Genomic DNA, 25538 nt, shown 5'->3' with positions numbered 1-25538 from the left:
GTGACCACCACCCTGGACCCCGCAGCCCTGGACGCCATCGACGTGCACGTGCACGTGGAGCAGGACGCGCACGGCTGCTTCTCGCTCGACCAGGAGCTGATGGACGCCTCGGCGAAGTACTTCCGCGCCGACCAGGACCGCACCCCGACCGTCGCGTCGATCGCCGAGCACTACCGCGCCCGCCGCACGGCCGCCGTGGTGTTCACCGTCGACGCCCCGTCCGGCACGGGCCACCCGGCGCTGTCCAGCGAGGAGATCGCCGAGCAGGCCGCCGAGCACCCCGACGTGCTCATCCCGTTCGGCTCGGTCGACCCGCACGCCGGCAAGGCCGCCGTCGCCCGCGCCCGGCGGCTGGTGACCGAGCACGGGGTGCGGGGGTTCAAGTTCCACCCCAGCCTGCAGGCGTTCGAGCCCAACGACGTCCGCTTCTACCCGCTCTACGCGGCCCTGGAGGAGCTCGGCGTCCCGGCGCTGTTCCACACCGGGCAGACCGGGATCGGCGCCGGGCTGCCCGGCGGGCGCGGCATCAAGCTGCGCTACTCCGACCCGATGCTGCTCGACGACGTCGCCGCCGACTTCCCGGGCCTGACCATCGTGCTGGCCCATCCGTCGGTGCCGTGGCAGGACGAGGCGATCTCGATCGCCACCCACAAGGCCAACGTCTACATCGACCTGTCCGGGTGGTCGCCGAGGTACTTCCCGCCGCAGCTGGTCCGGGCCGCCAACACCCTGCTCAAGCGCAAGGTGCTGTTCGGCTCGGACTTCCCGGTCATCACCCCGGACCGGTGGATGGCGGACTTCGAGGCGCTCGACATCAGGGACGACGTCCGCCCGCTGATCCTGAAGGAGAACGCCGTCCGGGTGCTCGGCCTCACCGGCTGAGCGGGAGGCACCCCGGCGACCCCCGGTGCGTCGTCCGCGCCCGGGGCGGACACCCGGGCGAATACGTCTTCCACCACACGGAAGTGGCGTACACCCGCGGCGGTGTCCTGCGTCACTCTTTCCCCTCCACCGGTCGCCGATCGACGGCGACGTCCTCGTCCGAGAGGGAGCGGCAGATGGCGTCAGGGAGTTCCGAGAGCGACACCGCCCGGGAGGAGCAGCTGCTCGACGCCGGCCGTGACGACCACCCGGTCCTGCCCTACCGGGCCCTGTGGGCGGTGCTGCTGCTCGGCTGGGTGGTCAGCTACGCGGACCGGACGGTCACCGGCCCGGTCATCGCCTGGATGATCCAGAACCAGGCGGGCTTCATCGGGGACGCGTCCAACCCGGCGACGGTGGGTGGCCTGGTCGGTTCGATGTTCTTCCTGGGCTACATGCTCACCCAGTACCCGGGCGGGCGGCTCGGTGACCGGTTCGGTCACCGCGAGATGATCATCGTCTCGCTGCTGGCGGCCGGCGTCCTGACCGTCGTCTCCGGTCTGGTGGCCGGGCTCGTGGCGTTCGTCGCGGCCCGCGTGCTGACCGGGCTGGGGGAGGGCGTCTTCTACTCGAACGACCGGACCCTGATCATCACGCACACCCCGGCGGCCCAGCGGACGCTCGGTCTGGGCATCGTGATCACCGGCCTGTCCATCGGCCTGACGGTCGGGATCATCGCCACGCCGCTGCTGATCGCCTGGGGCGAGTCGCTGGGGATGGGCGACGGTGCCTGGCGACTGCCGTTCTTCGTGTTCGCCGCGTTCACGTTCGTGGTCGCGGCGGTGGCGTTCGCCTTCTTCCGGTCGAAGCTCGGTGGGGCGCTGCGGCTGGGGCCGCCGTTCCTGCGGCTGCTGCTGTTCTCCACGCCAACCTTCCTGGTCATCGTCGGCCTCTTCCTGATGGCCGAGACGTTCCAGTGGCCGGAGTGGCTGACCGCGACCATCGCGTCGGTCATCGCGCTCGTGTACATCGCGATCATCGTGCGCAGCGTGCAGCGGTCCGGTCGCGGCGCGGCCCTGCTCAACCGGAACATGTGGCTGATCTACATCGCCTACATCGCGATCCTGTGGAACCTGTGGTTCTTCAGCTTCTGGTCGGTGCAGATCGTCCGGGAGGCAGCGGAGAGCAGTCTGCTGGCCGCCGCGCTGACCGCCGCCTTCAACGCCGGCGCCGGGATCCTCGGCTTCCCCGTCGGCGGCTGGCTGGCCGACCGCGCCGTCCGCAGCGGCCGCGGCCGCAAGCCACTCGCCTTGGTCTGCACCGCCGTCTACTCGGCGCTCGTGCTCCTCTTCGGCTGGAGCATCTCCGGCGGGGAGGGTGACCAGCTGCCCTCGCTGACCCTCCTCGGGCTGCTGCTGTTCAGCTCCGGGGTGTTCTTCAACGCGCTGCAGCCGATCGTGCAGGGCATGACCGGCGACCTGGTGCCCGCCAGCGAGCGCGGCTCGGCCTTCGGGATGCTCAACCTCGTCTCGGAGATCGGCGCCGTGCTCAGCCCGGTGGTCAGCGGCATCCTGCGCGACGCGACCGGCAGCTGGGCTCCGGGGGTCTACCTCGCCGCCGGGATCATGATCGTCTCCTTCTTCCTCTACGCGATGGTCCGGGAGTCACCGGCCCACCACGAGGACCCCATCCCCGCCTGAACGTCCCCTCGACCCGTCCGAGACCTCCGGAGGAACCCCGAACATGACCGGTTCGACCTCTCCCGCCTCCATCGGCCGCCCGACCGGGCACGCCTCGTTCCGCTCGTTCCCGCTCAACGCCTGGTACGCGGCGGCGTGGGACCACGAGGTGGGGCGCAACCTGCTACCCAAGACGATCGCCAACCGGCCGGTCGTCCTGTACCGGACCACCGGCGGTCGTCCGGTCGCGCTGGCCGACGCCTGCTGGCACCGGCTGGCGCCCCTGTCGATGGGCAAGCTGCGCGGCGACGACGAGATCATGTGCGGCTACCACGGCATCTGCTACGACCCCGACGGCCGGGCCACGTTCATGCCGGCGCAGGAGACGATCAACCCCAGCGCCACGGTGCACTCCTTCCCGGTGGTGGAGCGACACCGCTACGTGTGGATCTGGCCGGGCGACCCGGCGCTGGCCGACCCGGCGCTGGTGCCCGACCTGTACTGGAACGAGCACCCAGACTGGGCCGGCGACGGCAAGACGATCCACGTCAACTGCAGCTACCAGCTCATCGTCGACAACCTCATGGACCTCACGCACGAGCAGTTCGTGCACGGGTCGAGCATCGGCCACGACGCGCTGTCCGAGTCGGAGTTCACCGTGACCCACACCGACCGGACGGTGACGGTGACCAAGTGGATGCTCGGCATCGACCCGCCGCCGTTCTGGAAGCGCAACCTGCAGGACCGCTTCCCCGACTACGAGGGGCCGGTCGACCGCTGGCAGATCATCCGCTACACCGCCCCGTCGACCATCGCGATCGACGTCGGCGTGGCCAAGGCCGGGACGGGCGCACCCGAGGGCGACCGCAGCCAGGGGGTCACCGGCACGGTGATCAACACCATGACGCCGGAGACCGACAACACCTGCCACTACCTGTGGGCGTTCGCCCGCGACTGGTGCCTGGACAAGCAGGTGATCACCACCCGGCTGCGCGAGGGCGTGTCCAACGTCTTCTTCGAGGACGAGCTGATGCTCGAGGCCCAGCAGCGGGGGATCGAGGCCAACCCCGACTACGACTTCTACAACCTCAACATCGACGCGGGCAGCATGTGGACCCGCCGGATCGTGCAGCGCATGATCGACGCCGAGCTCGGCTCGGACACCGGAGCGGTGGGGGACGCGGCCGGGCACGCCGCCGCCGCGATGGCCGAGGTCACCGCCGCGGCCAACGCCGAGCCGCCGGGGAACGGCGGAGCCGGCCAGGCGGCCGAGGTGGCGAGTGGCGTGGCCCATCACCGGGAGCAGCCGACGGCCGGCCTCATGGGCCGCGGCCTGTAGCCGGAGCGACCGACATGGCAGCCACGAGCGCCAAGCGGTGGGGGCGGGCGCGGGTGATCGACGTCTGCGACGTCGCGCAGCACGTCCGGCGGATCGTGCTGGAGCCCGAGCAGCTCGACGTGCCCGCTCCGCCCGGCAGCCACATCGACATCGGGGTCTACGTCAACGGCCGCGCCGACGTCCGCTCGTACTCGGTCGTGGGCATGAGCGGCTACGGCACCGAGCTGGTGCTCGGGGTGCAGCTGGCCCGGCAGAGCCGGGGCGGCTCGGCCTTCATGCACGGCCTGCGCCGGGGGCAGGAGGTGTCGATCACCCAGCCGCTGCAGAACTTCCCGCTCAACTACGGCAAGCCCGGGTACGTCCTGGCCGCCGGGGGGATCGGCGTCACCGCCCTGGTGGCCATGGGCAGGGCGCTCAAGGCCCGCGGCGCGGACTACCGCTTCGTCTACGGCGCCCGGTCGCGGAGCCTCATGGCGTTCCTCGACGAGCTGGTCGCCGAGCACGGCGACCGCCTCGACCTGCGGATCGACGACGAGGGCGGCTCCCTCGACGTCGCCGGGCTCGTCGCCGACGTCCCCGACGGCGGGGAGCTGTACGTCTGCGGTCCCACCCCCATGCTCGACGCGATCAAGGCCGCCTGGGCCCAGGCCGGACGGCGTCCGGCCGACCTGCGGTTCGAGACGTTCGGCAGCAGCGGCCGGTTCGCCCCCGAGGCGTTCACCGTGCGCATCCCGCGGCTGGGCCTGGAGACCCTCGTGCCGCACGACGTGTCGATGCTCGAGGCGCTGGAGGCCTGCGGCGCGGACATGATGTTCGACTGCCGTCGCGGCGAGTGCGGCCTGTGCGAGGTCAAGGTCCTCGACGTCGACGGGGTGATCGACCACCGCGACGTCTTCCTCAGCGACGAGCAGCACCGGGTGGGCGACCGGCTGCAGTGCTGCGTCTCCCGCGTGGTCAGCGCCCGCACCGGGGGGCTGGCCGGCGGCGACGGGCGGCCGGGGGTCGTCTCCATCGACGTCCCGTGACCAACGGCCTGCGCGCCGGTCCGCTGCCGGTGCGACGGACGGCGGGCGGCAAGCTGCTCGCCGTCCTCGACGCCTTCACGCGGGAGCGGCCGGCACTCACGCTGTCGGAGATCGCCCGGGCCGTCGGCGTGCCGCTGTCCACCGCCCACCGCCTGGTCGGGGAGTTGTGCGCCTGGGGCGGCGTCGAGCGGGACGAGGACGGCCGGTACCGGGTGGGCCTGCGGGTGTGGGAGCTGGGCGCCCTCGCACCACGCGGTCTGGGGCTGCGCGAGGTGGCGCTGCCGTTCATGGAGGACCTCTACGAGGTCACCCACGAGAACGTGCAGCTGGCCGTGCGCGACGGCACCGAGGTGGTCTTCGTCGAGCGGATCGCCGGGCGGTCGGCCGTCGGCGTGCTCACCCGGGTCGGCGGCCGCTTCGCCCTGCCGCCGACCGGGGTCGGCCTGGTGCTGCTCGCCCACGCCCCGGCCGAGGTGCAGGAACGCGTGCTGGCCGAGCCGCTGACGGCCCACACCCGGCACACCATCACCGATCCGCGGCGGTTGCGCCGGGTGCTCGCCGAGGTCCGCCGGACCGGCATGGCGATCAGCGACCGGCAGGTCACCGAGGACGCCGTCTCCGTCGCCGCACCGGTCGAGGTCAGCGGCGCCGTGGTGGCCGCGTTGTCCATCGTCGTGCGGGGGAGCTCCCCGGCCGCCGTCCGCGACTTCGCGCCCGGGGTGCGGGCTGCCGCCCGCGGCATCGGCCGCACCCTCGCCTCGCCCGGCACGGGCTGGCGGGCTCCCTGACGGCCATCTCCGCGGGAAGTGCCGGGTGTCGATGAGGGGGTCCCCGGCAGGGGAGGTGCGCTGCCGCGCCCCGGCCGGAAGCCGAGCGCGGTGTCCCCGGTTGGCCCCGGTGTGAGGCTCTCGCTGCTCGACCGCTCCCGGACCCGCGCCGGCTCCCCCGAGGGAGCCGCGCTGACGCACACCGTGGAGCGGGCGGTCGCGGCGGAGGGGCTCGGCTACCACCGGTTCTGGGTGGCCGAGCACCACGGCGTGCCCGGTGTCGCGTCCGGGGCGCCGGCGGTGCTGCTGGCGGCGGTCGGGGCGCACACGGCGACGATCCGGCTCGGGTCGGGCGGGGTGATGCTGCCGCACCACCAGCCGCTCGTCGTGGCCGAGCAGTTCCTGATGCTCGCCGCCCTGTACCCCGGCCGGGTGGACCTCGGCCTGGGCCGTTCGCTCGGCTTCACCGCGCCGGTGCGCCGTGCCCTGCGCCGCTCCGGCGACGAGCCGGACACGTTCGCCGACGACGTCGTCGAGCTGCGCAGCTACCTCGAGCGGACCGCACCGGTCACCGCCCGGCCGGTCGTCGAGGCGCCGGTCCCGCTGTTCGTGCTCGCCACCGGCCGCGGGGTCGAGGTCGCCGCCCGGCTGGGGCTCCCGGTGGTGCTGGGTGGCCCGGTGATCGACCGGCCCGACCTGGGGGACCTGCTCGCGGGCTACCGACGGGACTTCCGTCCGCACCGGGACGGCCGCCCGCACGTCACCGTCGCGCTCGACGTGCTGGTCGCCGACACCGACGCCGAGGCCCGCGAGCTGGCGCTGCCCGAGGTGTGGGCGATGGTCGACTCGCGGCGCACCGGCGTCTTCGGCGCCCTCGAGCCGGTGGCGGCCATCCGCGACCAGCGCTGGGACGACCAGGTCGCCGGCCGGGTCGAGCGCGGCCTCGACGCCGTTCCCGCCGGCAGCCCGGGGACGGTCCGCCGCCGCCTCGAGCAGCTCGCCGAGCGCACCGGGGCCGACGAGCTGCTGGCCACCGGCTCGACCCACGACCGCGCGGCGCTCGCCGGCTCCGACGCCTCGCTCGCAGCGCTGCTGGCCTGATCGGACCGGACGGGTCAGCCGGCCACGGTCCGGTCGCGACGGCGGGCAGCGATCTCCCCGACCAGCCGCTCGACCAGTTCGGGCACCGGCAGGCAGGACCGGGCCGATGAGCCGGGCGCGGACACGGTCACCGCGTCGTCCGCGGCCTCCGCGTCGCCCACCACTGCGACGTATGCCGCCCGCCGGTGGTGGGCCTCCTTGATGCGGACCGCCAGCGAGCCACGTCCGGACAGCTCCGCGCGGATGCCCGCGCGCGCGAGTCGGGTCACCACCGAGCGTGCGGCAGCTCCGTGCGCCTCCTCGCTGACCGGCAGCACGCGGACCTGCTCCGGGGACAGCCAGGTGGGGAAGCGGCCGTTGCCGCCGTCCAGGAGGATGGCGGTCATCCGCTCCATCGAACTGAGCAGCCCCCGGTGCACCATGACCGGGCGGTGCCTCCGGCCGTCCTCGCCGACGTAGTGCAGGTCGAACCGCTCCGGCTGGTTGTGGTCGACCTGCACGGTGGACAGGGTCTCCTCGCGGCCGCGGTGGTCCACCACCTGGACGTCGATCTTCGGACCGTAGAAGGCGGCCTCACCCGGTGCGACGTCGTGGTCGAGGCCGGTGGCGTCCAGAGCGGCGCGGAGGTCGTCCTCGGCGGTGCGCCACTGCTCGTCCGACCCCAGGTAGCGGCCACGGGGTCCGCGGACGGACAGCCGGAACCGGTGGATGCCGATGCCGAGCACCTGGTAGCAGTGCCGGATCGCGTCCAGTGCCAGACGCACCTCGTCCACGACCTGGTCGGGACGGCAGAAGGAGTGCGCGTCGTCGAGGTTGATCTGCCGGACCCGGCTGAGCCCGACCAGGACGCCGGACAGTTCGCTGCGGAACATCGAGCCGATCTCCGCCAGCCGCACCGGCATGTCCCGGTAGCTGTGCGGGCGGGCCGCGAACACCTGGGTGTGGTGCGGACAGTTCGCCGGGCGGAGCACGAGGCTCTCCCCGCCCACCCGCATCTCCGGGAACATGTCGGCGGAGAACTTGTCCCAGTGCCCCGAGCGTTCGAACAACTCCCGCTTGCCGAGCACGGGGGTGTACACGCGGCGGCACCCCGACGCGAGGGCCTGTTCCACGGCGAACCGTTCCAGCTCGGCGCGGACGACGGCGCCGTCGGGCAGCCACAGGGGCAGCCCGGCACCCACCGAGGGGGAGGTGTCGAAGAGATCCAGGGCACGTCCGAGACCGGAGTGCTCGGCAGGGCTGGGGGACATCTCGGTTCCTCTCACGAGGGGAACCGACCGCCGACAGCACACCCGGGGTTGGCTCCCCGGGACTGGTAGCGCGCTGCTACACGAGACGCCAAAGGACCTCCGGCGTGGTCGTCTGCTGCAGCGCGATGAGCACGTCGCCGACCATGACACCCGGAGGTCCGAGGAGCAAGGGCATTACCCGGGCGGCCCACGGGAGCGTGCTCGACGGCGACCTGGGCTCGAGGCGGACCGCGAGCGCGCCGCGCCACCGGCGACCGTCACCGGCTGGTCGGCGGTGGACGTGAGATGCTGCTCGAGCGCCGAGCGGTGGACGTCGGGAATCATGCGCTCCCGCTCGCGTTGACACGATCGAGGCACCGACCACGAGAACCGGACCGGTCGCCTGAGGACGACTGTCTCCGCGCCGTGGTCACCGGCCCGCCCACCGCGGCCCCGGGTCCCCGTAGCAGGCCTGTCCGGGCCAGCGGCGGCGATCCTCGGGGATCCGCGAGCCGGCTCGGCGTTCGGAGCACCGGGCCCTCCGTTCGGGACGTCCCTCGTCCTGTCCGCGGGACCGTGCGCCATGCTGCCGCGGCCACCGTGCCCGGCACCCCAGAGGAGGAGTTCGTGGTCCGACCAGGCCAGCGCCAGACGGGCGCTCGCCGTACCGCCTCGCGGAAGCAGCGACGCGTCCACCACCGCGGCGACGTCGTTCCGGTGCTCGCCCGCACCGTCCGCGAGGTCGAGTCGGCCGCCCAGCGCGGCCGCGTGACGCCTGCCGTGCGCACGAAGTTCCAGGCGGTCGCCCTGCTGCTGCGCGAGGAGCGCGCCCGCGTCCGAGCGGCGGCCGGCAGCGACGGTCATCGGGCCGAGCAGCTCAAGCGCCTGGACGGCATCGCGACCGTCCTCGCGACGACCGCCGTCCGGGACGCCGGGCTGCTGGCGCTGCTCGCCGAGGACGCCGTCGTCTCCGACGCGGCCCGGTCGCTCGCGCGGGAGATCCTGAGCGACCTCGGCATCGAACCGGCGCCCGAGGAGATCACGCCGGCGGAGGCCGCGACCGCTCCCGCCGGCACGGAGCGTCGGGTCGTGCCGCAGTCGGTGGTCTCCCGGCAGCTGGCGAACCCCTTCCTCGCCCCCGACTTCTCCGCCGTCCCGCAGCGCACCGCCCGCCCGCGCCGCCTGGCCGGCTGGGAGCTGCTCGGCCCGCTGCTGAGCTCGTTCGAGCGCGCTGCCGGGGGTGCCCCGGCGTGCATGACGCTCCCGGTGCCGACGGCACGGTTCACCCCGGCGGGCCTCGCGTTGATGCCGCACCAGGGGCAGCTGGTCGCCGCAGCCGCTGCCGGCCACCGGACCTTCCTGCTCGCCGACGAGCCGGGTCTGGGCAAGACGGCTCAGGCACTGCTCGCCGCGGAGGCGGCGAACGCCTACCCGCTGCTCGTCGTCGTGCCGAACGTCGTCAAGACCAACTGGGCCCGTGAGGCGGCCCGCTGGACGCCCCACCGCGCGACCACCGTGGTGCAGGGCGACGGCGAGACGGTCGACGGCTTCGCCGACGTCGTCGTGGTCAACTACGAGGTGCTCGACCGCCACGTGGGCTGGCTCGGCGACTTCGGCTTCCGCGGGATGGTCGTGGACGAGGCCCACTTCATCAAGAACAAGACCTCCCAGCGCTCCCGGCACGTCCTCGCGCTCTCCGACCGCATCCGGTCCCGCACCCCGCGGCCCCTGTTGATGGCGCTCACCGGTACCCCGTTGATCAACGACATCGAGGACTTCCGGACGATCTGGCAGTACCTCGGCTGGATCGACGACAGCAAGCCCCTCGACGAGCTGATGGAGGCGCTCGACGACATCGGCCTGACGCCCGCCGACCGGGGTTTCCACGCCGCGGCCCGCCAGTGCGTGATCGACCTGGGCATCGTGCGCCGCCGCAAGGTCGACGTGGCCGCCGACATCCCCGCCCGCCGCATCGCCGACCTCCCCGTCGAGCTGGACGGACCTGTCGGCCGGTCGATCCGGGCAGCCGAGCGGGACCTCGCCCGCCGGATGACGGCGCGGTACGAGACCGCGCTCGCGCACCGGTCGTCCGACGCCGTCGTCGACGGCACCGACGGTGGCATCGACATGGACCTCGTCCGCCGGGTGGCCCGGTCGGAGCTGAAGGAGGCGATGTCCGCGCAGTCCGGCGAGAACGTGTTCACCATGCTGCGGCGCATCGGCCTGGCGAAGGCCGAGCTGGCCGCGGACTACGCCGCGCAGCTGGCCCGCAGCGCCGGCAAGGTCGTCTTCTTCGCCAGGCACGTCGACGTGATGGACGCCGCCGAGGAGGCCTTCGCCCGGCAGGGGGTGCGCTTCTCGTCGATCCGTGGCGACCAGACCCCCACGGCGCGGCAGGCGAACATCGACGCCTTCGTGGGCGACCCGGACGTCGCCGTCGCGGTGTGCTCGCTGACCGCGGCCGGCGTCGGCGTGAACCTGCAGGTGGCCTCGAACGTCGTGCTGGCCGAGCTGTCGTGGACGGACGCGGAGCAGACCCAGGCCATCGACCGCAGCCACCGCATCGGGCAGACCGAGCCGGTCACGGCGTGGCGCATCATCGCCGCGCAGACCATCGACGCCCGGATCGCCGAGCTGATCGAGAGCAAGGCGGGGCTGGCCGCCCGGGCGCTGGACGGGTCCGACGAGGAGGTCTCCGCGTCGGCCGACGTGCAGCTCGAGGCGCTGGTCGCGGTGCTGACGGATGCGCTGCGCGCGTCCCCCGGACGAGGGGACGCCCCGGGTTCCTGACCGGTCGCACCTCCCGGGCGTGCGGGGGCTCGCTGCTCCGGTCCCACCGCCACGGCCGGCCGGTGCATGCCTCGTGCCTGTATCTCGGCGCGGACATCCGTCCTCCTAGTGGGGGAGTCCGCAGGGCCGAGGGGGTCCCTGCGGCAGTCGGACCGAGGCAAGGAGGCCTTGCATGACCGTCCCGGTGTCCCCACGTCCGGTGCGGGCCCTGTTGGTCGAGGGTGTCCACCCGATCGCGGCCGACCTGTTGGCCACGTGCGGCATCGCCGTCGAACAGGTGGACCGTGCTCTGGACCCCGGAGAGCTGGTGCGACGGTTGCACGGTGTGCAGGTGCTGGGACTGCGCTCGGGCACCCGGGTGACCGCCGACGTCCTCGCGCAGGCCCCGGACCTGCAGGTGGTCGGGGCGTTCTGCATCGGGACCAACCAGATCGACCTGCAGGCGGCCACCGCGCACGGGGTGGCGGTGTTCAACGCCCCGTTCTCCAACACCCGCAGCGTGGTCGAGCTCGCGGTGGCCGAGATCATCGCGCTCACCCGCCGGCTGACCGTGCACAACGACGCCATGCACACCGGGATCTGGCGCAAGTCGGCGAAGGGCAGCCACGAGGTGCGCGGACGGCGGCTGGGCATCGTCGGGTACGGCAAGATCGGCAGCCAGCTCTCGGTGCTCGCCGAGGCGCTCGGCATGCGGGTGTCCTTCTTCGACACCGCGGACCGCCTCGCCCTCGGCAACGCCCGCCGGTGCGCGACGCTCGACGAGCTGCTCGCCGACTCCGACGTGGTGTCGCTGCACGTCGACGGCCGGCCCGGCAACAGCGGCATGTTCGGCGAGGAGCAGTTCGCGGCCATGGTGCCCGGTGCGCTGTTCCTCAACCTCTCCCGCGGCTTCGTCGTCGACCACGCCGCCCTGCGCCGGCACATCGACAGCGGTCACCTGGCCGGCGCGGCGGTCGACGTGTTCCCGGACGAGCCGGCCGCGGCGGGCGACGCGTTCGAGTCCGACCTCCGCGGGCTGCCCAACGTCATCCTCTCGCCGCACGTCGGCGGCTCCACCGAGGAGGCGCAGCAGGACATCGGCCGGTTCGTGGCCACCAAGCTGATCGGCTACCTGCAGCACGGCGTCACCGGGCTGAGCGTCAACCTGCCCGAGGTCCAGCCGGCGCGGCCGGCCGGGACCGTGCGCCTGGTGCTCCTGCACCGCAACCAGCCGGGCACGCTGGCCCACGTGAACGAGCTGCTCGCCGACGGCGACCTGAACGTCGAGCAGCAGGTGTTCGCCACGTCCGGGTCGGTCGGCTACGTGGTCACCGACGTGCGCGGTTCACTGGCCCCGGCCGTGGTCGACCGGCTGCGCGGCATGCCGGGGACCATCCGGGTCCACGTGCTGTCCGGCTGAGCGTCGCGGGCCGGACGGGACCGTCGCCGCCTGCGCGAGCGGTGCGGCCGACGTCCGGCCCGCAGCCGCTCCGGGCACCGGTGGGCGCCTGAGGACACGGAGAGACACGAGGCCCCTGCGTGGCGCACCCGTCGCGCGGGGCCTCGTGTCGTCGCGGACCCGCGCGCCCCGGGACCCGCCCGGCCTCCCGGGCGCGGGTGCAGGCTGTGGCCCTCTCCGCGTCGCCTCCCCGGGAGGAGCAGCCATGCCACCCCTGATCGATCCGGACAGCGCGGCCAGGTCCGCACCGCGGGTGCGCGCCTCGGACGCCGACCGGCTGGCCACCGTCGAGCGCCTGCAGGACGCGGTCGCCCGCGGCCTGCTCACGCCGGACGAGGGCAGCGAGCGGATGGCCGACGCCTTCGCCGCCGTCCACCTGGCCGACCTCGATCCGCTGACCGAGGACCTCCCGCCGGAGCCACCGGAACGCACGGCCCCCGGCTGGCGGGCGCTCGGGACGCTCGCGGTCGAGCAGGTGCGGGCCTCCCTGGCCACGGCCACCACCGGCCGGCTGGGGCCGGCGCGGGTGGCGGTCGTGCTCCTCGTCGCCGCCCTCTTCCTCGTCCTCGTCGGCGCCCTGAGCGGGGTGGCGCTGTCCGACAGCGGTGGCGGCGGGGGCGGTGGCGGCGGCTCGCACGGGGGCTGGGACCACCCCTGGGGTCACGACGACTGGGACCATGACGACTGGGACCATGACGACTGGGACCGCTGGGACGACGACTGACCTGCTCGGCGGTCCGCCGCCGTCCGGGATCGGTGGCCCACGGGCACCGCGACCCACGCTCGTCCCCGCCGTCTCCCCGACGCCGAGGTCCAGGTGTCTCAGCCCCCCGTCGGAGACGCGCCGGTGAGGCTGCGCACGATCCTCCCGAGGAGTGCTGCGCGGGCCGTCGGGTCGGGCACCTGCTCGATCCCGAACCCGAGCAGCACGGTGTCCTCGGTGGTGATCGCCGCTCCGACCTGTGACTGCGCCCGCACGAAGTCCCCGACGTTCGGCGGGCTGCCCTCGGGCGCACCGGGCACCGTCCACGGCCCGAGGTCGGTCTCGAAGCCCTGCGGCTCGACGGCCGTGCCGCCGATCACCAACCGGGTCTGGTCCACGAACACCCCGGCCCCACCCGTGGCCGGGTCGGTGACGTAGCTGATCGCCACCTCGACCTGCCCGCCCGCGTAGGCGGACAGGTCGAAGCCGACCTGTTGCCAGCCCTCGGAGGTACCGGTGATCCGGTTCCACGTCCCCGTGGTCCCGGTCGGCCGGCAGGGGTCGCCGCTGGTCAGGTAGTGCGAGAGGAACGGGTGGCGCTCCAGCAGGACCCCGACCTCGCACGCCGTCGGCGGTTCGCTGTCGCTGAGCCCGCTGACCTCCGGCAGCGTCGTCCACGTGTCGGTGCCGACGGGGTGGGCCTCGACGATGACGTTGTCGTAGCCCGTCTCCACGTCGTGGGACAGCGCGAACTGCAGCGTCGGCGTCTGCGCCGCCGGGACGTCCGTGAGGTCGACGGTGCGGGTGAGCCTCATGTACGAGTTGTCGGCGTGCGCCGCCGCGGCGAACCACTCGCCCTCGAAGGTCTCGAGGTTGCCCGGCGGGCCACCCCGGTACTCGCCGGACACGGCACTCGTGAACTGCGGGAACCGGTCCGGGGGCAGGACGGCGCTCGTGGGGAGGAACGTCCCGGCCTCGTCGATCGGGTTGCTCGGCGTGGCCCCCAGTTCCGTGCTGGTGCCGCTGATCGGCGTGCCCGTCCCGTCCAGGAACTCCGGCGCCGCCCGCGGCGACCGGGTGAACGCGCCCAGGTAGTACTGGGAGAAGTCGTCCTTGAGCAGCAGGCAGTCGCTCAGCGGGTCGACCGTCACCACGCAGTCCTGGTCCGGCGCGCCGTCCAGTCCGAAGTAGATGCCGCCGAGCCCGGTGCCGAGCACGCCGTGGTAGGCCGCCGTCTCACCGGTGAGCGTGAGGGTGCCGCCTCCGTTGAGGTAGTCGCGGACCGCGAGGGTCAGGTACTGCTGCCGCTCGGCGACGGCCGCGTCCTCCAGCGGTGCGCCGAGGACATCGGTGACGACGTCCTCGGCGTCCTGGGTCAGCCGGTTGTCGCCGAGGTACCAGACCACGCTGTCGAAGTGGCCGAGCACCCCGAGGTCGTGCGGCACCCCCTGGGCGGACACGTCCCACACGGCGGAGCTGAGGCCGGCGTCGGTGAGCGCGTCGACGTACTGCTGCGCGTACCGGGGTGCGGTGGTGGCACCTGGCTCTCCGGGGTTGTAGCCCTCGTAGTCCTCGTTGGCCAGCACCAGGACCGACCCGCCGTCGTGTGCCACGGTGTAGCTGAACCGCTCGCTGGTCACCGGGCCGCGGCCGGGCCGCACGCCGGTGAACCACACCTCGACGTCCTGTCCCACGAGTGCTCCGCGGACCTCCCCGCGGAACTCCGCGTAGTAGGTGTCGCCCTCGTCCCCGTAGCGCTCGCCGCCGTCCCACTCGCGCACGGTCGCGCGCTGTTCGGGCCCCCCGTCGACCCGGTAGCGCAGCTCGAGGTCGTGCAGGTCGCGCCGCGCTGTGACGGCGACCGGCTGCGGGGTCCCGTAGGAGACGGGGAAGGGGTCGAGCACGAAGTCCGGCACGGTGCGGCCCACGACCGAGACGGGGTTCGACGGGTCCTGCGCCGACCGGGCCACGGCCAGGGCGAAGGGGAGGTTCTTGTCGAACTCCGCCTGGACCAGCGGCTCGGAGTCGGGGAACTCGAACACGCTCCCGCAGTCGGCGGGCTCGAAGGCGTCGCCGGGGTCGGCCGCGCTGGCCGTCTGGCACGTCGCCATCTCCGGCGTGAAGGCGAGCGTGCCGTACGCCTCCTGGGCGTGCTCGGTCGTCTCGCCGTTCGTGGTGTACAGCTCCGCCGAGATGTCCGGGTCGTAGCCGGGCACCGCGGGATCGGCGTCGTCGCCGGCCATCGCCTCGTAGACGACGTCGTCGGGCGTCGGGGTGGCGACCTGCCAGCCCGTGCCGTAGAGCAGCAGCTCGGCCGCGGAGTGGTAGTTCACGAGGAACTCGAAGCCGATCCGGCGCATGAGCCCGTCGAGGGCGCGCGTCTCGGGTTCGGACGCCGGCGCCGGGCCACGGTGGACATCGCTGTCCGGCGACGGGGACGAGCCCTCGTTGTCGTAGCCCCAGCGGGTCGGGAAGTTCCGGTTGAGGTCGACGCCGTCGGCCGCGGTGATCACGCCGTCGTCGTCGTTGTCGCGCAGGTTCTTGCGCCACAGCCGGTCGGTGGTGAACGTGTGGTCGTAGCCGTCCGGGTTCGCCACGGGGACGAACCACAGCTCGGTGCGGTCCAGCAGTCCGCGGAGTCCTGGGTCGGTGCGGGAGCCGTCGAGGACGTGGCGCATCAGCCGCCGGCTCATCTCCGGGGTGATCCACTCGCGGGCGTGCTGGGCCGAGACGTACAGCACCGCGGGGCGGCTGCCGTCGGGCGTCCGTCGGGCATCCGCGGTCACCTTGAACGCGAGGATCTCCTGCCCGGTGACGGAACGGCCGATCACGACCTGCTCCACCAGGTACGGGTGCGCCTCCGCGAGCGCGACGAACTCCTCGCGCAGCCCGCCCGCACCGCTCCACGGACGGAACACACCGGCCGTCGCCGCAGCGGCCTGCGCGGTGGCCGTCCGAGCCCGCAGCGGCACGCCCTCCGCCATCAGGGCGTCCGCGCTGCGCTCGCCGAGCACGATCTCCACCCGTACCGAACCGGGTGCACCACCGGGCGCGGTCAGCACCTCCCGGCGGTCCAGCCCGCTGTCCAGCACCAGGGCCAGCTGCTCGGGCGTCAGCTCGGCCGTGTAGGCGACCGGGCCCTCGCCGCCGGCCGAGGGCGCGGCGCTCGCGGCGGTCCCCGTGCCGGTGAGCACCCCCAGCACGAGCAGCAGGACCACGAGGGCCGGAACGGGGCCGCCGCGGGGGCGTTCAGCGCCGAGCACCATGTCGACCGTCCAGATCACGTGGCAGGGGAGCGAGACAGGCCCTGCACAGGGTCCGCGCGCAACAGCAGGTCCATGCCCCGCCTCCGCGCGGGCCGGGGCGGGGCGGGAGCGGGTTCGGGGCGTGCTGCCGCAGCGGCTGCGGCCGGTCACGAGGGGTGATGAGTGGCGTGGTGCCCGGATCTCCTGCCGTGGGTGGCACGATGCGGCCATGGCCTCGCCGCGGGTGCCTGCCGGGCGGGGCGGCACGGCATTCGTCCTCGGTGGCGGGGGAGTGCTCGGCGCGGCCGAGGTGGGGATGCTGCAGGCGCTGTTCGAGCACGGCGTGCGCCCCGACCTGGTCGTGGGCACGTCGGTGGGCGCGATCAACGGGGCGCTCGTCGCCGCAGACCCCACACCGGGCGCGGTGGACCGGTTGCGCGCCGTGTGGGGGGAGGTGGCCTCCCACCGGGTCTTCGCCGGGTCCGCGCTGGGCCGCCTGGGCACCCTGGTGCGGACCCGCACCCACGTGCACCCGCGTGGACCACTGCGGGACCTGCTCGTGGCCCACCTGCCCGTGCGGACCTTCGCCGAGCTGCCCGTTCCCTTCCAGTGCGTCGCGGCCAGCATCGAGCGGGCCGCCGAGCACTGGTTCACCGACGGCAACCTGGTCGACGCGGTGCTCGCCTCCTGCGCCGTCCCCGGGCTGCTGCCGCCGGTGGAGATCGACGGCGAGCACTACCTGGACGGAGGACTGGTGCACAGCATCCCCGTGGGCCGGGCGGTCGCGCTCGGCGCCGACACGGTCTACGTGCTGCACGTCGGGCGGATCGACCGTCCGCTGCGCCCGCCGGCCCGGCCGTGGGAGGTCGCCACGGTCGCCTTCGAGATCGCCCGCCGGCACCGGTTCGCCGCCGACCTCGCCGCGCTGCCCCCGGGCGTCACGGTGCACGTGCTGCCCGCGGGGGACCCGGCTCCACCCGGCGCGGGCAACCTGCGCTACCGCGACTTCTCCGCGGTGCCCGCCCGGATCGAGCGCGCGCACGCCGCCGCCCGCGAGCACCTCGGACGGATCGCCGCGTCCCGGGACGGGGTGGTCTGAGGTGCTGCCCCCACGCCGCGTGCGCCGGGTCGCCGGTCCGCTGCTCGTCGGCGCGCTGGTGGTCGCCGTCGTCCTGCTGCCCGTGCTCGCGGTGGTGGCGGTGCTCGCCTCGGTGTTCCTGCCCGGGCGGCTGCGCGCGCTGCGGCTGCTGTGCTTCGGTCTGGTGTACCTCGGACTGGAGGTCGCCGGGCTCGTCGCCGCAGCGGTGCTGTGGGTGGCCAGCGGCTTCGGCCGCCACGTCCGGACCCCGGTGTTCCGGCAGGCGCACTACACCGTGCTGCGCCTGCTGCTCGACGCCCTGATGCGGGCGGCGCAGCGGCTGTTCGCCCTGCGACTGGTCACCGACGGCGAGTCCTGGTCGCCGCTGGACGACGGGGTGCCCGGCTCGACCAACGCCATGGTCGTGCTCTCCCGGCACGCCGGTCCGGGCGACTCGTTCCTGCTCGTGCACACGCTGATGAACCGCGACCACCTGCGCCAGCCGCGGATCGTGCTCAAGGACGTGCTGCAGCTGGACCCGTTGATCGACGTGTACCTCAACCGGCTGCCCAACCACTTCGTCTCGTCGGACCCTGCGGTGGGGTACACCTCGGAGGAGGCCATCGCCGACCTCGCCCGCGACCTGGGGGAGGAGGACGCGCTGCTGATCTTCCCCGAGGGCGCCAACTTCACCCCGCGGCGCAAGGTCCGGGCTCTCCAACGGCTGCGCGACCGCGGGCTGGTGTCCGCGGTGCGCCGGGCCGAGGCGATGCGGCACCTGCTGCCGCCGCGTCCAGGTGGGGTCGTCGCGGCGCTGAGCGCAGCCCCGCACGCCGACGTCGTCCTGGTCGCGCACACCGGACTGGAACACCTGAGCACGGTCCGCGACCTGTGGCGGAGCCTGCCCATGGACAAGACCCTGCACCTGCGCTGGTGGTTCATCCCTGCCGCCGAGGTGCCCCGGGACGAGGCCCAGCTGACCGACTGGCTGTACCACTGGTGGGAGACGATCGACGCCTGGATCACCACGACCTCCGCTGCGGCCCAACCGGCGCGGGGTGGGCGGCGGACCGGTGTGCCGCGGAGCCCCGACGTGGCCGGGACGTCCGGGCGCGAGCCGTCGTAGCCGGGGCCGGATCTCCCGCGGCCAGGGTGGACCCCGGCCGCGGGAGACCCCCCGGACGACCCGGCGGCGGTGCGGTGCCGGTCAGGCGCTGTTCTTCCGACCGGTCAACTTGTCCCGGAGCCGGTCGACCATCCCGACGCCCGGCCCGACGAGCTCGTGGAACAGCTCGCTGTGCGGAGCCGCGGGGTGGGGACGGGACGGGGCTGCCTTCTTCGCGGCCTCGACCTTCCGGCCCAACTCGACCAACTGCTCGCGGGGGAGCTGGGCACGGAGCTCGGGGAAGTGCTCGTTCTCCTCGTCGGAGACGTGGTCGCGCAGCACCGCCTCCGGGCGCCCGAGCGCCTCGAGGGACCGCGGGTCCCCGGCATCGATGCCCCCCAGCTCCTTCATGACCTCCTCGAGCTGCTGGTGCTCCTCGATGTCGTGCTGGACCTTGCTGTTCCCGTCGGTCAGGTGCTCGCGCATGGCCGGGTAGACGTACATCTCCTCGGCCACCGAGTGGCGCATGAGCTCGGCGATGACCGTGTCGGTCATGTCCCGGCGCCGTGCGCTGTCGGCGGTCGGGATCTGGGCCACGAGGGCGAGGACCTCGTGGTGATCGGTGGTCAACATGTCGACGACGTCCTGTTCACCCGTGCCGGCGGTCATCCCATCCTCGTCTCCCGGCGCACATCGGCCGAGGGCTCGGCGTTCCGCCCCGGCTGTGCCACCCCGGATCGCGCCGCGATCACCGTGGCGACCAGGGAGTCGGCCGTGGCCCCCCGCCCCGAGGGGCCTCGGCGCCCAGGTCCCCGACGTCGCGGCGCCGGCCAGCGGCGCGGCGGTCCTCCCGGTGCTGACCGGGGTCGTGTCGGTGTGGGCGCTGCGCGACCGATCCGCACACCCGACCGCCGACCCACCGAGCACGTGGACGTCGGCGGCCGACGCAGGCAGCATCGCCGGATGACGTCGGTGGCGAGCGGGACCGTGGTGCCGTCGGAGTTGCGGGACGAGCTGCACGCGCTGTACCGGCACCTCCACGCCGCACCCGAGCTGTCGATGCAGGAGCACCGGACCGCCGCGCTCATCACCGAGCGGATGTCGGCGCTCGGCTTCGAGACCTCCTCGTGCGGCGGCACCGGCGTGGTCGCCGTCCTCCGCAACGGTGACGGTCCGGTCGTCGGCCTCCGCGCCGACACCGACGCCCTGCCCGTGGCGGAGGACACCGGGCTGGACTACGCGAGCACCGCCCGGGGTCGGCTGCGCGACGGCACCGAGGTGCCGGTCATGCACGCCTGCGGCCACGACACCCACATCACCTGCGCGATCGGCGCCGCCAGCCTGCTGGCGGGCAGCCGCGACACCTGGTCCGGGACCGTGGTCGTCCTCTTCCAGCCCGGCGAGGAGACCAGCGAGGGGGCGTCCGCCAGGGTGGCGGACCGCCGACCGGTCCAGCACGAGACCTCGTCGTCCGGCTGGGCGCTCGAGTGCTCGGCGTCGAGGCGCGGAGGCCCACGGCCGGGTGGGGGAGCTCGGGCGGCGGCACGGACCGGGTGCGTCCGCACCGTGCCCGTCAGCCCACGTCCAGGGTCTCCCAGGACTCGCCGGTCCACGGTCGCCGGCTGTGCTCCAGGTGCAGCCGTCCAGGTGCGGCCTCGATGAGCTGGCCGAAGACGGTGGCGTAGACCAGTCCGTCCCGCTCGTGGCGCACCACCAGAGCGCCGGGGTCGTCCTGCGGTGGCTCCTTCGCCGTGAGCCGCCGCCACCCGTCGGGGAACTCCGCCGAGCGGAAGGCGGGGAGGAAGCGGTCGGCCTTGAGGTCCTCCGGGCCGCCGGACGTGACCATCCACGTGCCCGCTGGGTGTCGTGTCGTGGTGAGCTGCGCGCCGTCGAAGTCCCAGGTGACCAGCCGGTCGGGCGTAGCCAGCACCACCAGGAAGCCGGCCATGCCGTCGAGCCGGACGTGGCGGGGCCAGTCCTCCTCGTGCACGGCGCCGAGCAGCGGCAGGACCCCTCGGCTGGGCGCCCCCGGGTCGGCGTCGCGCTTGTGCGGCCGGTTGAGCACCAGTGCGGTGACGCCCGTGGCGACCCGGGTGGCACACCACGTCCCCCCGGCGGTGCGGTCCCGGCCGCCGACGACGTCCGGCGCCTCCGGCCACCAGGCACCCGGGCCGTCGAACGCGCGGCTGGTCAGCTCGTCACGCAGGGCGAGGATCGCCGTGGGAGCTCCCTCGGCCCACCGGACGACCACCGTGCACACCCCGCTGATGATCCCAGCCGTGGCCGGGCGGTGCCCGCTCCCCGGAGGAACCCCTGGGGGGCCGACCACCGGTGCGGCGATGTCACACACCGGGGCCCCGTGTCGTCCTCATGGCATGTGGGAGCCAGGCACGACCCGGTCGGCCGAGGAGGCCGCGGCGGTGTTCGAGGAGCTGCGACCCCGCCTCCTCGGCGTCGCCTACGGCCTGCTCGGCACGCTCGCCGAGGCCGAGGACGCCGTCCAGGAGGCATGGATCAGGCTCCAGCGCAGCGACCTGGAGGCGATCCGCGACATCACCGGCTGGCTGGTCACCACGACCTCGCGGATCGCGCTCGACGTGCTCCGCTCGGCCCGGTCCCGCCGCGAGACGTACGTCGGGCCGTGGCTGCCCGAGCCGGTCGAGACCGCTCCGGACCCGGCCGACTCCGTCAGTCTCGCCGACTCGCTGTCGTGGGCGATGCTGGTGGTCCTGGAGACGCTGAGCCCGGCAGAGCGGGCCGCGTTCGTGCTCCACGACGTGTTCGGGCTGTCCTTCGACGAGATCGGCCGAGCCCTGGGCAGAGCGCCGGCCGCCTGCCGCAAGCTCGCCTCCCGCGCTCGGCAGCACGTCGAGGCGCGGCAACCGCGCTTCGACGTCGACCCGGAGGTCCACCGCGAGGTCGTCGCCGCCTTCGGCCGCGCGACCGCCTCGGGCGACATCGGGGGCCTGCTGGGTCTGCTCGACCCCGACGCGGTCATGACCTCCGACGGTGGCGGCGTGGCACGGGCCCTCCCGAGGCCCGTCCACGGCGCACGGCAGATCGCCGAGTTCCTGGCCGGGATCGGCACCAGGCCGGGCCTGACCATGCGGCCGAGCGCGGTCAACGGCGGTCCGGCCCTGCTGGTCTTCGAGCAGCGACGGCTCAGCTCGGTCCTGGTCCTCGGCATCCGCGACGGGCGCATCACCACCATCGACGCGATCCGCAACCCCCACAAGTTCCACGGCCTGCGCTCCCTGACCGCAGGCGGCTAGAGGGAGGACGACACCATGGACACCCGCTTCGACCTGCTCGGATCCGAGCTCTTCACGAGGTTCGCCCGGAGGCTCAACGCGGCGGCGCAGGTCGCCACCGAGTCCGCGCTCCCGGAGACCGTGCGGAACCTGGTGCGGATCCGCGCCAGCCAGATCAACGGCTGCGGCTTCTGCACCGACATGCACACCAAGGACGCGCTGGCCGCGGGGGAGACCCAGCTGCGGCTCAACCTGGTCGCCGCGTGGCGGGACGCCACGGTGTTCACCGACGCCGAGCGTGCCGCCCTCGCCCTCGCCGAGGAGGGCACCCGCATCGCCGACGCCGCCACCGGGGTCGGCGACGAGGCCTGGCAGGCCGCGCGCAAGCACTTCGACGACGAGCAGCTGGCGGCGCTGATCGCCGAGATCGCCGTGATCAACGCGTACAACCGCGTGAACGTGATCGCCGGCACGCCCGCAGGGGACTACCAGCCCGGCCAGTTCGCCTCACTCGTGCGGTGAGGTCTGTCGCCGACGCGCAGTGGGTCGTCGAGCTCGTCGGCCGCAGACCTGCCGGGCCGAACGGCTGCGGCACGTGGAGCAGTCGCTCGCCGCCCTGGCGTCGCTGGACGCGCCGCTGGTGGTCCGGGCCGGCGTGCTGACCGCCGTGGACGACCACACCCCCGGGCGCGTCGTCCGCGAGCGGGTGGACCGCCGGAGCAGCCCGGACCTCCGACGGCCGCAGGCCGACGCCCTGGCCGGCCTCGCTGGCTGCTCGACGGCATCGCGGCCGCGCCGCAGGCTCCCTGGGCCGAGGTCGAGGGGCCGCAGCGGGCTGCGCTCGTCCCCCTGGCACCGCTCCCGGCGGCAGCCCGCCGGTGTCCGGCCGGTGGTCAGCGGCGACGTGCGTCCGCGACGACCTCGAACCACTCCGTCCGGCTCTGCTCCTCGAGCCGCTCGAGCGTCGATCGTTGTTCCAGGAACGCGGGGTCGTGGTGCCAGGCCTCCCAGTCGTCCCGGCTCTGCCAGGTGCCGACGATGACCCGGGTGTGGGGTTCGTCGGTCGGGGTGAGCAGTTGTCCCGAGACCCAGCCCGGCCGGTCGTGCGCGGACTCGAACCGGTTCCGTACTGCCGCGTCCCACTCGTCCTCCCCGCCCGGACGCAGCCGGGTGGTCGTCACCACGGTCATCATCGAGAGCTCCCACGCTGGACGGTCACCTGATCAGTCAGTCTCGTCCGTCGGTCGTCCGGCTGCACCCGCCGGACGGGCGGTCGGGGTACTCCGCGTCGCCTGCCCTCGTGCGGGAGGAACACGGGCGAGGGGTCGGCCTCCTCGCGCCGGCTCCGAGGCTGGGCGGTCGACGGGGGACGTCGCGGGTGACGTCGTGTCGAGCGGGCAGGAGGGACAGGGTGTCCGGGCCCATGGCGGTGATGATCCGCCGCTACTCCATGCGAGGTTCTGTGGAGGAACTGCTGGCGCGGGCCCAGCAGCAGTTCGCGCGGCAGCTGACCCGGGAGGGGCAGACGGCTGACCCAGCCGCGCCCGTGGTGCCGTCCGGGATCCTGAGATCCCAGGCGGTGCGGACCGGCGAGCAGTCGCTGGTGACGATCACGGTGTTCGGGTCGCAGCGGCACCTGCATCGGGCCCGGGCAGCGGCGCGCGACATCCAGGAGAGCCTGGCCGAGTTCGGCGTGCAGGAGGTGGAGACGCGCTCCGGGGTCATCCGGATCAACGTCGTCGGCCCTCGGCTCCTGGGTGCTCGCCCGGCGGTCGCCGACGGACGGTGAGGCAGCCCTCGGGCGACTGCCCATGTCACGGATGGCCGGGCTTCCTCGTCCTCCTGCTGGGAGTCGGTCCTGAGATCGAGGAGTGATCGTCGTATGGGTGTTCGTGGCAGGGGGACCGGGGTCGTGGGGCGGCGGCGGTGCTCATCCGCTGGTCGGCCCCCGAGCTCCCGACGTCACCGCAGACGACGGCACCCGGCTGTACGAGGCGCTGCGCCGGGGGCGGTCCGTGCTCGCGGCTCCGCCGGGCTTCGCGCCGGCCGTGCCCGGCGTCACGACGGTGGACGTGACGGGTGCAGCCACTGCGCTGCTGGTCCGCCCTGACGGCGACGTCGCGTGGGCCGGTCGGACGCCGGCCGGGCTGGGGACGGCCCTGGCCGACTGGGCTGCCGCGGCCCTGGGCGCCACCGGGGCGCGGGCGTGACCGCCGACCGAGGACCGCGTGCCGGGACCCGGCCCTCCTGGTCCCAGCACGTGCGCCCGGCAGGGGCCGCGAGGCAGCCTGACCGTCCCGGCGCGCTGCTCGAGGGCTGGTTCCGGGGTCGGCTCGGTACGTGCGCACACGGCTGTCGCACACGCCGTGCCGGCAGCGCGTGACCCGCTCGCGACCGCTCACCGTGCCGATCGGACCGGCCTGATGGCGAGGGCGCCGAGGGCAGCGAAGAGCGAGGCGACGATGAACAGCGCCACGTAGTTGCTCTCCGTCCCCTTGCTGAGGACGGGGATGGCGAGGAAGAGCGGGGCCACTGCCGGTGCGACTGCCGGGGGGAGCGCGGTCGCCACGTTGAAGACCGCCATCTCCTTCGCGGCCTCGTCCGGGTTCGGCAGGACGTCGGTGACCAGTGCGAGGTCGACGGCGAGGTACGCCCCCTCGCCGATCCCCGTGACGGCCATGCCCACGAGGAAGACGGGGAACGACTCGGCGAACGCGATGACGGCGAGGCCGGCGGCGTAGAGGCCGGCAGCGACGGTGATGAAGACCTTCCGGCGGTCCAGCCTGTCCGACAGCCAGCCAGCGACCGGGCTGGCGGCGAAGACGAAGGCGTAGTGGACCAGGGTCGACACGGCGACGAGGGTGGCGACCTGCTCCAGCGGGACCCGTAGCTGGTCGATCAGGTAGAACGCCTGGAACGTCACCAGGGTGGAGACGCCCATGAAGACCAGGAACCTGCTCAGCCACGTCCACCCGAAGTCCGGGTACCGACGCGGGCTGACCCAGTAGCTGCCGAGGAACTCCCTCCAGTCGAACCGGGGCAGCTGCCGTGCGTCCTCCTGGTGCAGTCGTCGGTCCGTGTAGGCCGGCAGGAGCAGCCCGACGCCGATCACCAGGACGACCGCCGGGGCCAGGAACAGCAGGAACGGACTGGTCGTGAACGCCTGCGCCAGGCCGGCGCCGCCCACCGCGCCGACGGGGATGCCCATGCCCAGGAGGCCCGAGACCCTGCCCCGCTGGTGGTGGGGCACGTGGTCCGGCAGCAGGGAGGTCAGCGCCGCGATCGCCGCGTTCAGCCCGACGGTCGCGACGCACCAGCCGAGCAGGATGAGCACCACGGTGGTGGAGGAGGCGATCACCACCAGCCCCAGGATCGTGACGACGACACCGGCGACGAGCCACGGCTTGCGCATCCCGAGCCGGGACGTGGTGCGGTCGCTGAGCTTGCCGACCAGCGGGTTCGCGATGACGCCCACGATCCCTGCCACGCCGAGCACCAGCGCCAGCGCGCCGCTCCGCTCGCCCTCGGGGAGGACGGTGGCCAGGTGGACGGACAGGGCGATGATCGTCGGGGTCAGCAGGGTCATCCACAAGCCGAAGTAGGCGATGGCGAACGGGACGACGAAGCGCGCTCCGACCGGCGTGGTCGGCGCCTGGAACCCCGTCGCCGACCCGCTCGGGGCGACGGTGGTCGAGGCGCCGTCCTGCGATGCGTCCATGTGGTCGTCCTCTCCTGCAGCTCGTGGCGGTTCGTCGTCCGGCCGGGTGCGACGGGGGTCCGCCACAGGAAAGGGCCTGCAGCGGCCGAGCGGAAGCGGGCTCCTCGCGCCCGCACGCGACGATCTCGGGACGGACCGCGGCGGAGGACGCTCCCGGCCGGGCCGGTCAGGCCCGTCACCAGCGGCTGAGCCCTGTGACGCCGGTCCCT

General features: G+C 73.7%; 22 protein-coding genes. 16 read left to right on the top strand and 6 right to left on the bottom strand.

The window, feature by feature from the left end; translation table 11 throughout:
• Window positions 1-12: 12 nt before the first annotated feature.
• From couO to ACI79G_RS04540, 6 genes are all read left to right on the top strand, one after another.
• The gene (gene couO, locus ACI79G_RS04565) at window positions 13-882 is read left to right on the top strand and encodes a 4-hydroxyphenyl-beta-ketoacyl-CoA hydrolase (RefSeq protein ID WP_456879998.1); all 870 of its coding nucleotides are present in this window, start codon (window positions 13-15) and stop codon (window positions 880-882) included.
• A gap of 176 nt (window positions 883-1058) precedes the next feature.
• Window positions 1059-2561: an MFS transporter gene (locus ACI79G_RS04560; protein WP_456879954.1), complete on the top strand. Its 1503-nt coding sequence runs from the start codon at window positions 1059-1061 to the stop codon at window positions 2559-2561.
• A gap of 43 nt (window positions 2562-2604) precedes the next feature.
• Entirely contained in the window at window positions 2605-3879 is a 1275-nt protein-coding gene (locus tag ACI79G_RS04555) for an aromatic ring-hydroxylating dioxygenase subunit alpha (RefSeq protein WP_456879953.1), read from the top strand.
• A gap of 14 nt (window positions 3880-3893) precedes the next feature.
• Window positions 3894-4904 carry a PDR/VanB family oxidoreductase gene (locus ACI79G_RS04550; RefSeq protein ID WP_456879952.1) on the top strand — a complete coding sequence of 337 codons (1011 nt, stop codon included), beginning with the start codon at window positions 3894-3896 and terminating at the stop codon, window positions 4902-4904.
• Entirely contained in the window at window positions 4901-5692 is a 792-nt protein-coding gene (locus ACI79G_RS04545; protein ID WP_456879951.1) for an IclR family transcriptional regulator, read from the top strand. The genes ACI79G_RS04550 and ACI79G_RS04545 overlap by 4 nt, the downstream gene beginning before the upstream one ends.
• Window positions 5693-5803: 111 nt before the next feature.
• Window positions 5804-6772: an MsnO8 family LLM class oxidoreductase gene (locus ACI79G_RS04540; RefSeq protein ID WP_456879950.1), complete on the top strand. Its 969-nt coding sequence runs from the start codon at window positions 5804-5806 to the stop codon at window positions 6770-6772.
• A gap of 14 nt (window positions 6773-6786) precedes the next feature.
• Here ACI79G_RS04540 and thrS read toward each other — a convergent pair whose 3' ends face one another.
• Window positions 6787-8022 carry a threonine--tRNA ligase gene (gene thrS, locus ACI79G_RS04535; protein ID WP_456879949.1) on the bottom strand — a complete coding sequence of 412 codons (1236 nt, stop codon included), beginning with the start codon at window positions 8020-8022 and terminating at the stop codon, window positions 6787-6789.
• A 606-nt stretch (window positions 8023-8628) separates the two neighbouring features.
• On the opposite strand from thrS, the gene ACI79G_RS04530 reads away from it, so the two are divergent.
• From ACI79G_RS04530 to ACI79G_RS04520, 3 genes are all read left to right on the top strand, one after another.
• On the top strand, window positions 8629-10791 hold the full coding sequence (locus tag ACI79G_RS04530) for a DEAD/DEAH box helicase (protein WP_456879948.1): 2163 nt from the start codon (window positions 8629-8631) through the stop codon (window positions 10789-10791).
• 172 nt (window positions 10792-10963) lie between these two features.
• On the top strand, window positions 10964-12190 hold the full coding sequence (serA, locus tag ACI79G_RS04525) for a phosphoglycerate dehydrogenase (RefSeq protein WP_456879947.1): 1227 nt from the start codon (window positions 10964-10966) through the stop codon (window positions 12188-12190).
• A 244-nt stretch (window positions 12191-12434) separates the two neighbouring features.
• Window positions 12435-12953 carry a DUF1707 SHOCT-like domain-containing protein gene (locus ACI79G_RS04520; RefSeq protein WP_456879946.1) on the top strand — a complete coding sequence of 173 codons (519 nt, stop codon included), beginning with the start codon at window positions 12435-12437 and terminating at the stop codon, window positions 12951-12953.
• 98 nt (window positions 12954-13051) lie between these two features.
• On the opposite strand, the gene ACI79G_RS04515 is transcribed toward ACI79G_RS04520, so the two are convergent.
• Complete coding sequence (locus tag ACI79G_RS04515) at window positions 13052-16216, bottom strand: M14 family zinc carboxypeptidase (protein WP_456879945.1); 3165 nt, start codon at window positions 16214-16216, stop codon at window positions 13052-13054.
• A 190-nt stretch (window positions 16217-16406) separates the two neighbouring features.
• Between ACI79G_RS04515 and ACI79G_RS04510 the strand changes: the two genes are divergently transcribed.
• Window positions 16407-17276, top strand: coding sequence for a patatin-like phospholipase family protein (locus ACI79G_RS04510; RefSeq protein WP_456879944.1), 870 nt, complete (start codon window positions 16407-16409; stop codon window positions 17274-17276).
• 1 nt (window position 17277) lies between these two features.
• Window positions 17278-18381: a lysophospholipid acyltransferase family protein gene (locus ACI79G_RS04505; RefSeq protein ID WP_456879943.1), complete on the top strand. Its 1104-nt coding sequence runs from the start codon at window positions 17278-17280 to the stop codon at window positions 18379-18381.
• A gap of 81 nt (window positions 18382-18462) precedes the next feature.
• Here the strand turns inward: ACI79G_RS04505 and ACI79G_RS04500 are convergent, their stop codons facing one another.
• A complete protein-coding gene (locus tag ACI79G_RS04500; RefSeq protein WP_456879942.1) occupies window positions 18463-19029 on the bottom strand; it encodes a hemerythrin domain-containing protein in 567 nt (188 codons plus the stop codon).
• A 294-nt stretch (window positions 19030-19323) separates the two neighbouring features.
• On the opposite strand from ACI79G_RS04500, the gene ACI79G_RS04495 reads away from it, so the two are divergent.
• Window positions 19324-20022 carry a M20/M25/M40 family metallo-hydrolase gene (locus tag ACI79G_RS04495; RefSeq protein WP_456879941.1) on the top strand — a complete coding sequence of 233 codons (699 nt, stop codon included), beginning with the start codon at window positions 19324-19326 and terminating at the stop codon, window positions 20020-20022.
• Here ACI79G_RS04495 and ACI79G_RS04490 read toward each other — a convergent pair.
• Entirely contained in the window at window positions 19934-20620 is a 687-nt protein-coding gene (locus tag ACI79G_RS04490; RefSeq protein WP_456879940.1) for an NRDE family protein, read from the bottom strand. The genes ACI79G_RS04495 and ACI79G_RS04490 overlap by 89 nt on opposite strands.
• A gap of 115 nt (window positions 20621-20735) precedes the next feature.
• On the opposite strand from ACI79G_RS04490, the gene sigJ reads away from it, so the two are divergent.
• Both sigJ and ACI79G_RS04480 read left to right on the top strand, forming a co-directional pair.
• The gene (gene sigJ, locus ACI79G_RS04485) at window positions 20736-21632 is read left to right on the top strand and encodes an RNA polymerase sigma factor SigJ (RefSeq protein ID WP_456879939.1); all 897 of its coding nucleotides are present in this window, start codon (window positions 20736-20738) and stop codon (window positions 21630-21632) included.
• A 15-nt stretch (window positions 21633-21647) separates the two neighbouring features.
• A complete protein-coding gene (locus ACI79G_RS04480; protein WP_456879938.1) occupies window positions 21648-22133 on the top strand; it encodes a carboxymuconolactone decarboxylase family protein in 486 nt (161 codons plus the stop codon).
• A gap of 371 nt (window positions 22134-22504) precedes the next feature.
• Here the strand turns inward: ACI79G_RS04480 and ACI79G_RS04475 are convergent, their stop codons facing one another.
• Entirely contained in the window at window positions 22505-22804 is a 300-nt protein-coding gene (locus ACI79G_RS04475) for an antibiotic biosynthesis monooxygenase family protein (RefSeq protein ID WP_456879937.1), read from the bottom strand.
• 218 nt (window positions 22805-23022) lie between these two features.
• Between ACI79G_RS04475 and ACI79G_RS04470 the strand changes: the two genes are divergently transcribed.
• Window positions 23023-23400, top strand: a complete 378-nt coding sequence (locus ACI79G_RS04470) for a hypothetical protein (RefSeq protein WP_456879936.1) — start codon at window positions 23023-23025, stop codon at window positions 23398-23400.
• A gap of 97 nt (window positions 23401-23497) precedes the next feature.
• Entirely contained in the window at window positions 23498-23821 is a 324-nt protein-coding gene (locus ACI79G_RS04465) for an aromatic-ring hydroxylase C-terminal domain-containing protein (RefSeq protein ID WP_456879935.1), read from the top strand.
• Between the two features lie 188 nt (window positions 23822-24009).
• Here the strand turns inward: ACI79G_RS04465 and ACI79G_RS04460 are convergent, their stop codons facing one another.
• Window positions 24010-25329: an MFS transporter gene (locus tag ACI79G_RS04460; protein ID WP_456879934.1), complete on the bottom strand. Its 1320-nt coding sequence runs from the start codon at window positions 25327-25329 to the stop codon at window positions 24010-24012.
• Window positions 25330-25538 lie beyond the last annotated feature (209 nt).

The organism is Geodermatophilus sp. SYSU D00779 (assembly GCF_054050595.1).
Note: the sequence above shows the minus strand (reverse complement) of the source record. Positions and strands in the feature narration are given on the sequence as shown.

Coding starts and splice junctions, on each gene's coding strand:
- ACI79G_RS04480 (WP_456879938.1), top strand. CDS start 21,648: ATGGACACCCGCTTCGACCTGCTCGGATCCGAGCTCTTCACGAGGTTC.
- ACI79G_RS04510 (WP_456879944.1), top strand. CDS start 16,407: ATGGCCTCGCCGCGGGTGCCTGCCGGGCGGGGCGGCACGGCATTCGTC.
- ACI79G_RS04495 (WP_456879941.1), top strand. CDS start 19,324: ATGACGTCGGTGGCGAGCGGGACCGTGGTGCCGTCGGAGTTGCGGGAC.
- ACI79G_RS04520 (WP_456879946.1), top strand. CDS start 12,435: ATGCCACCCCTGATCGATCCGGACAGCGCGGCCAGGTCCGCACCGCGG.
- ACI79G_RS04560 (WP_456879954.1), top strand. CDS start 1,059: ATGGCGTCAGGGAGTTCCGAGAGCGACACCGCCCGGGAGGAGCAGCTG.
- ACI79G_RS04550 (WP_456879952.1), top strand. CDS start 3,894: ATGGCAGCCACGAGCGCCAAGCGGTGGGGGCGGGCGCGGGTGATCGAC.
- serA (WP_456879947.1), top strand. CDS start 10,964: ATGACCGTCCCGGTGTCCCCACGTCCGGTGCGGGCCCTGTTGGTCGAG.
- ACI79G_RS04555 (WP_456879953.1), top strand. CDS start 2,605: ATGACCGGTTCGACCTCTCCCGCCTCCATCGGCCGCCCGACCGGGCAC.
- ACI79G_RS04500 (WP_456879942.1), bottom strand. CDS start 19,029: ATGACCGCCGGCACGGGTGAACAGGACGTCGTCGACATGTTGACCACC.
- ACI79G_RS04460 (WP_456879934.1), bottom strand. CDS start 25,329: ATGGACGCATCGCAGGACGGCGCCTCGACCACCGTCGCCCCGAGCGGG.
- ACI79G_RS04475 (WP_456879937.1), bottom strand. CDS start 22,804: ATGATGACCGTGGTGACGACCACCCGGCTGCGTCCGGGCGGGGAGGAC.
- thrS (WP_456879949.1), bottom strand. CDS start 8,022: ATGTCCCCCAGCCCTGCCGAGCACTCCGGTCTCGGACGTGCCCTGGAT.
- sigJ (WP_456879939.1), top strand. CDS start 20,736: ATGTGGGAGCCAGGCACGACCCGGTCGGCCGAGGAGGCCGCGGCGGTG.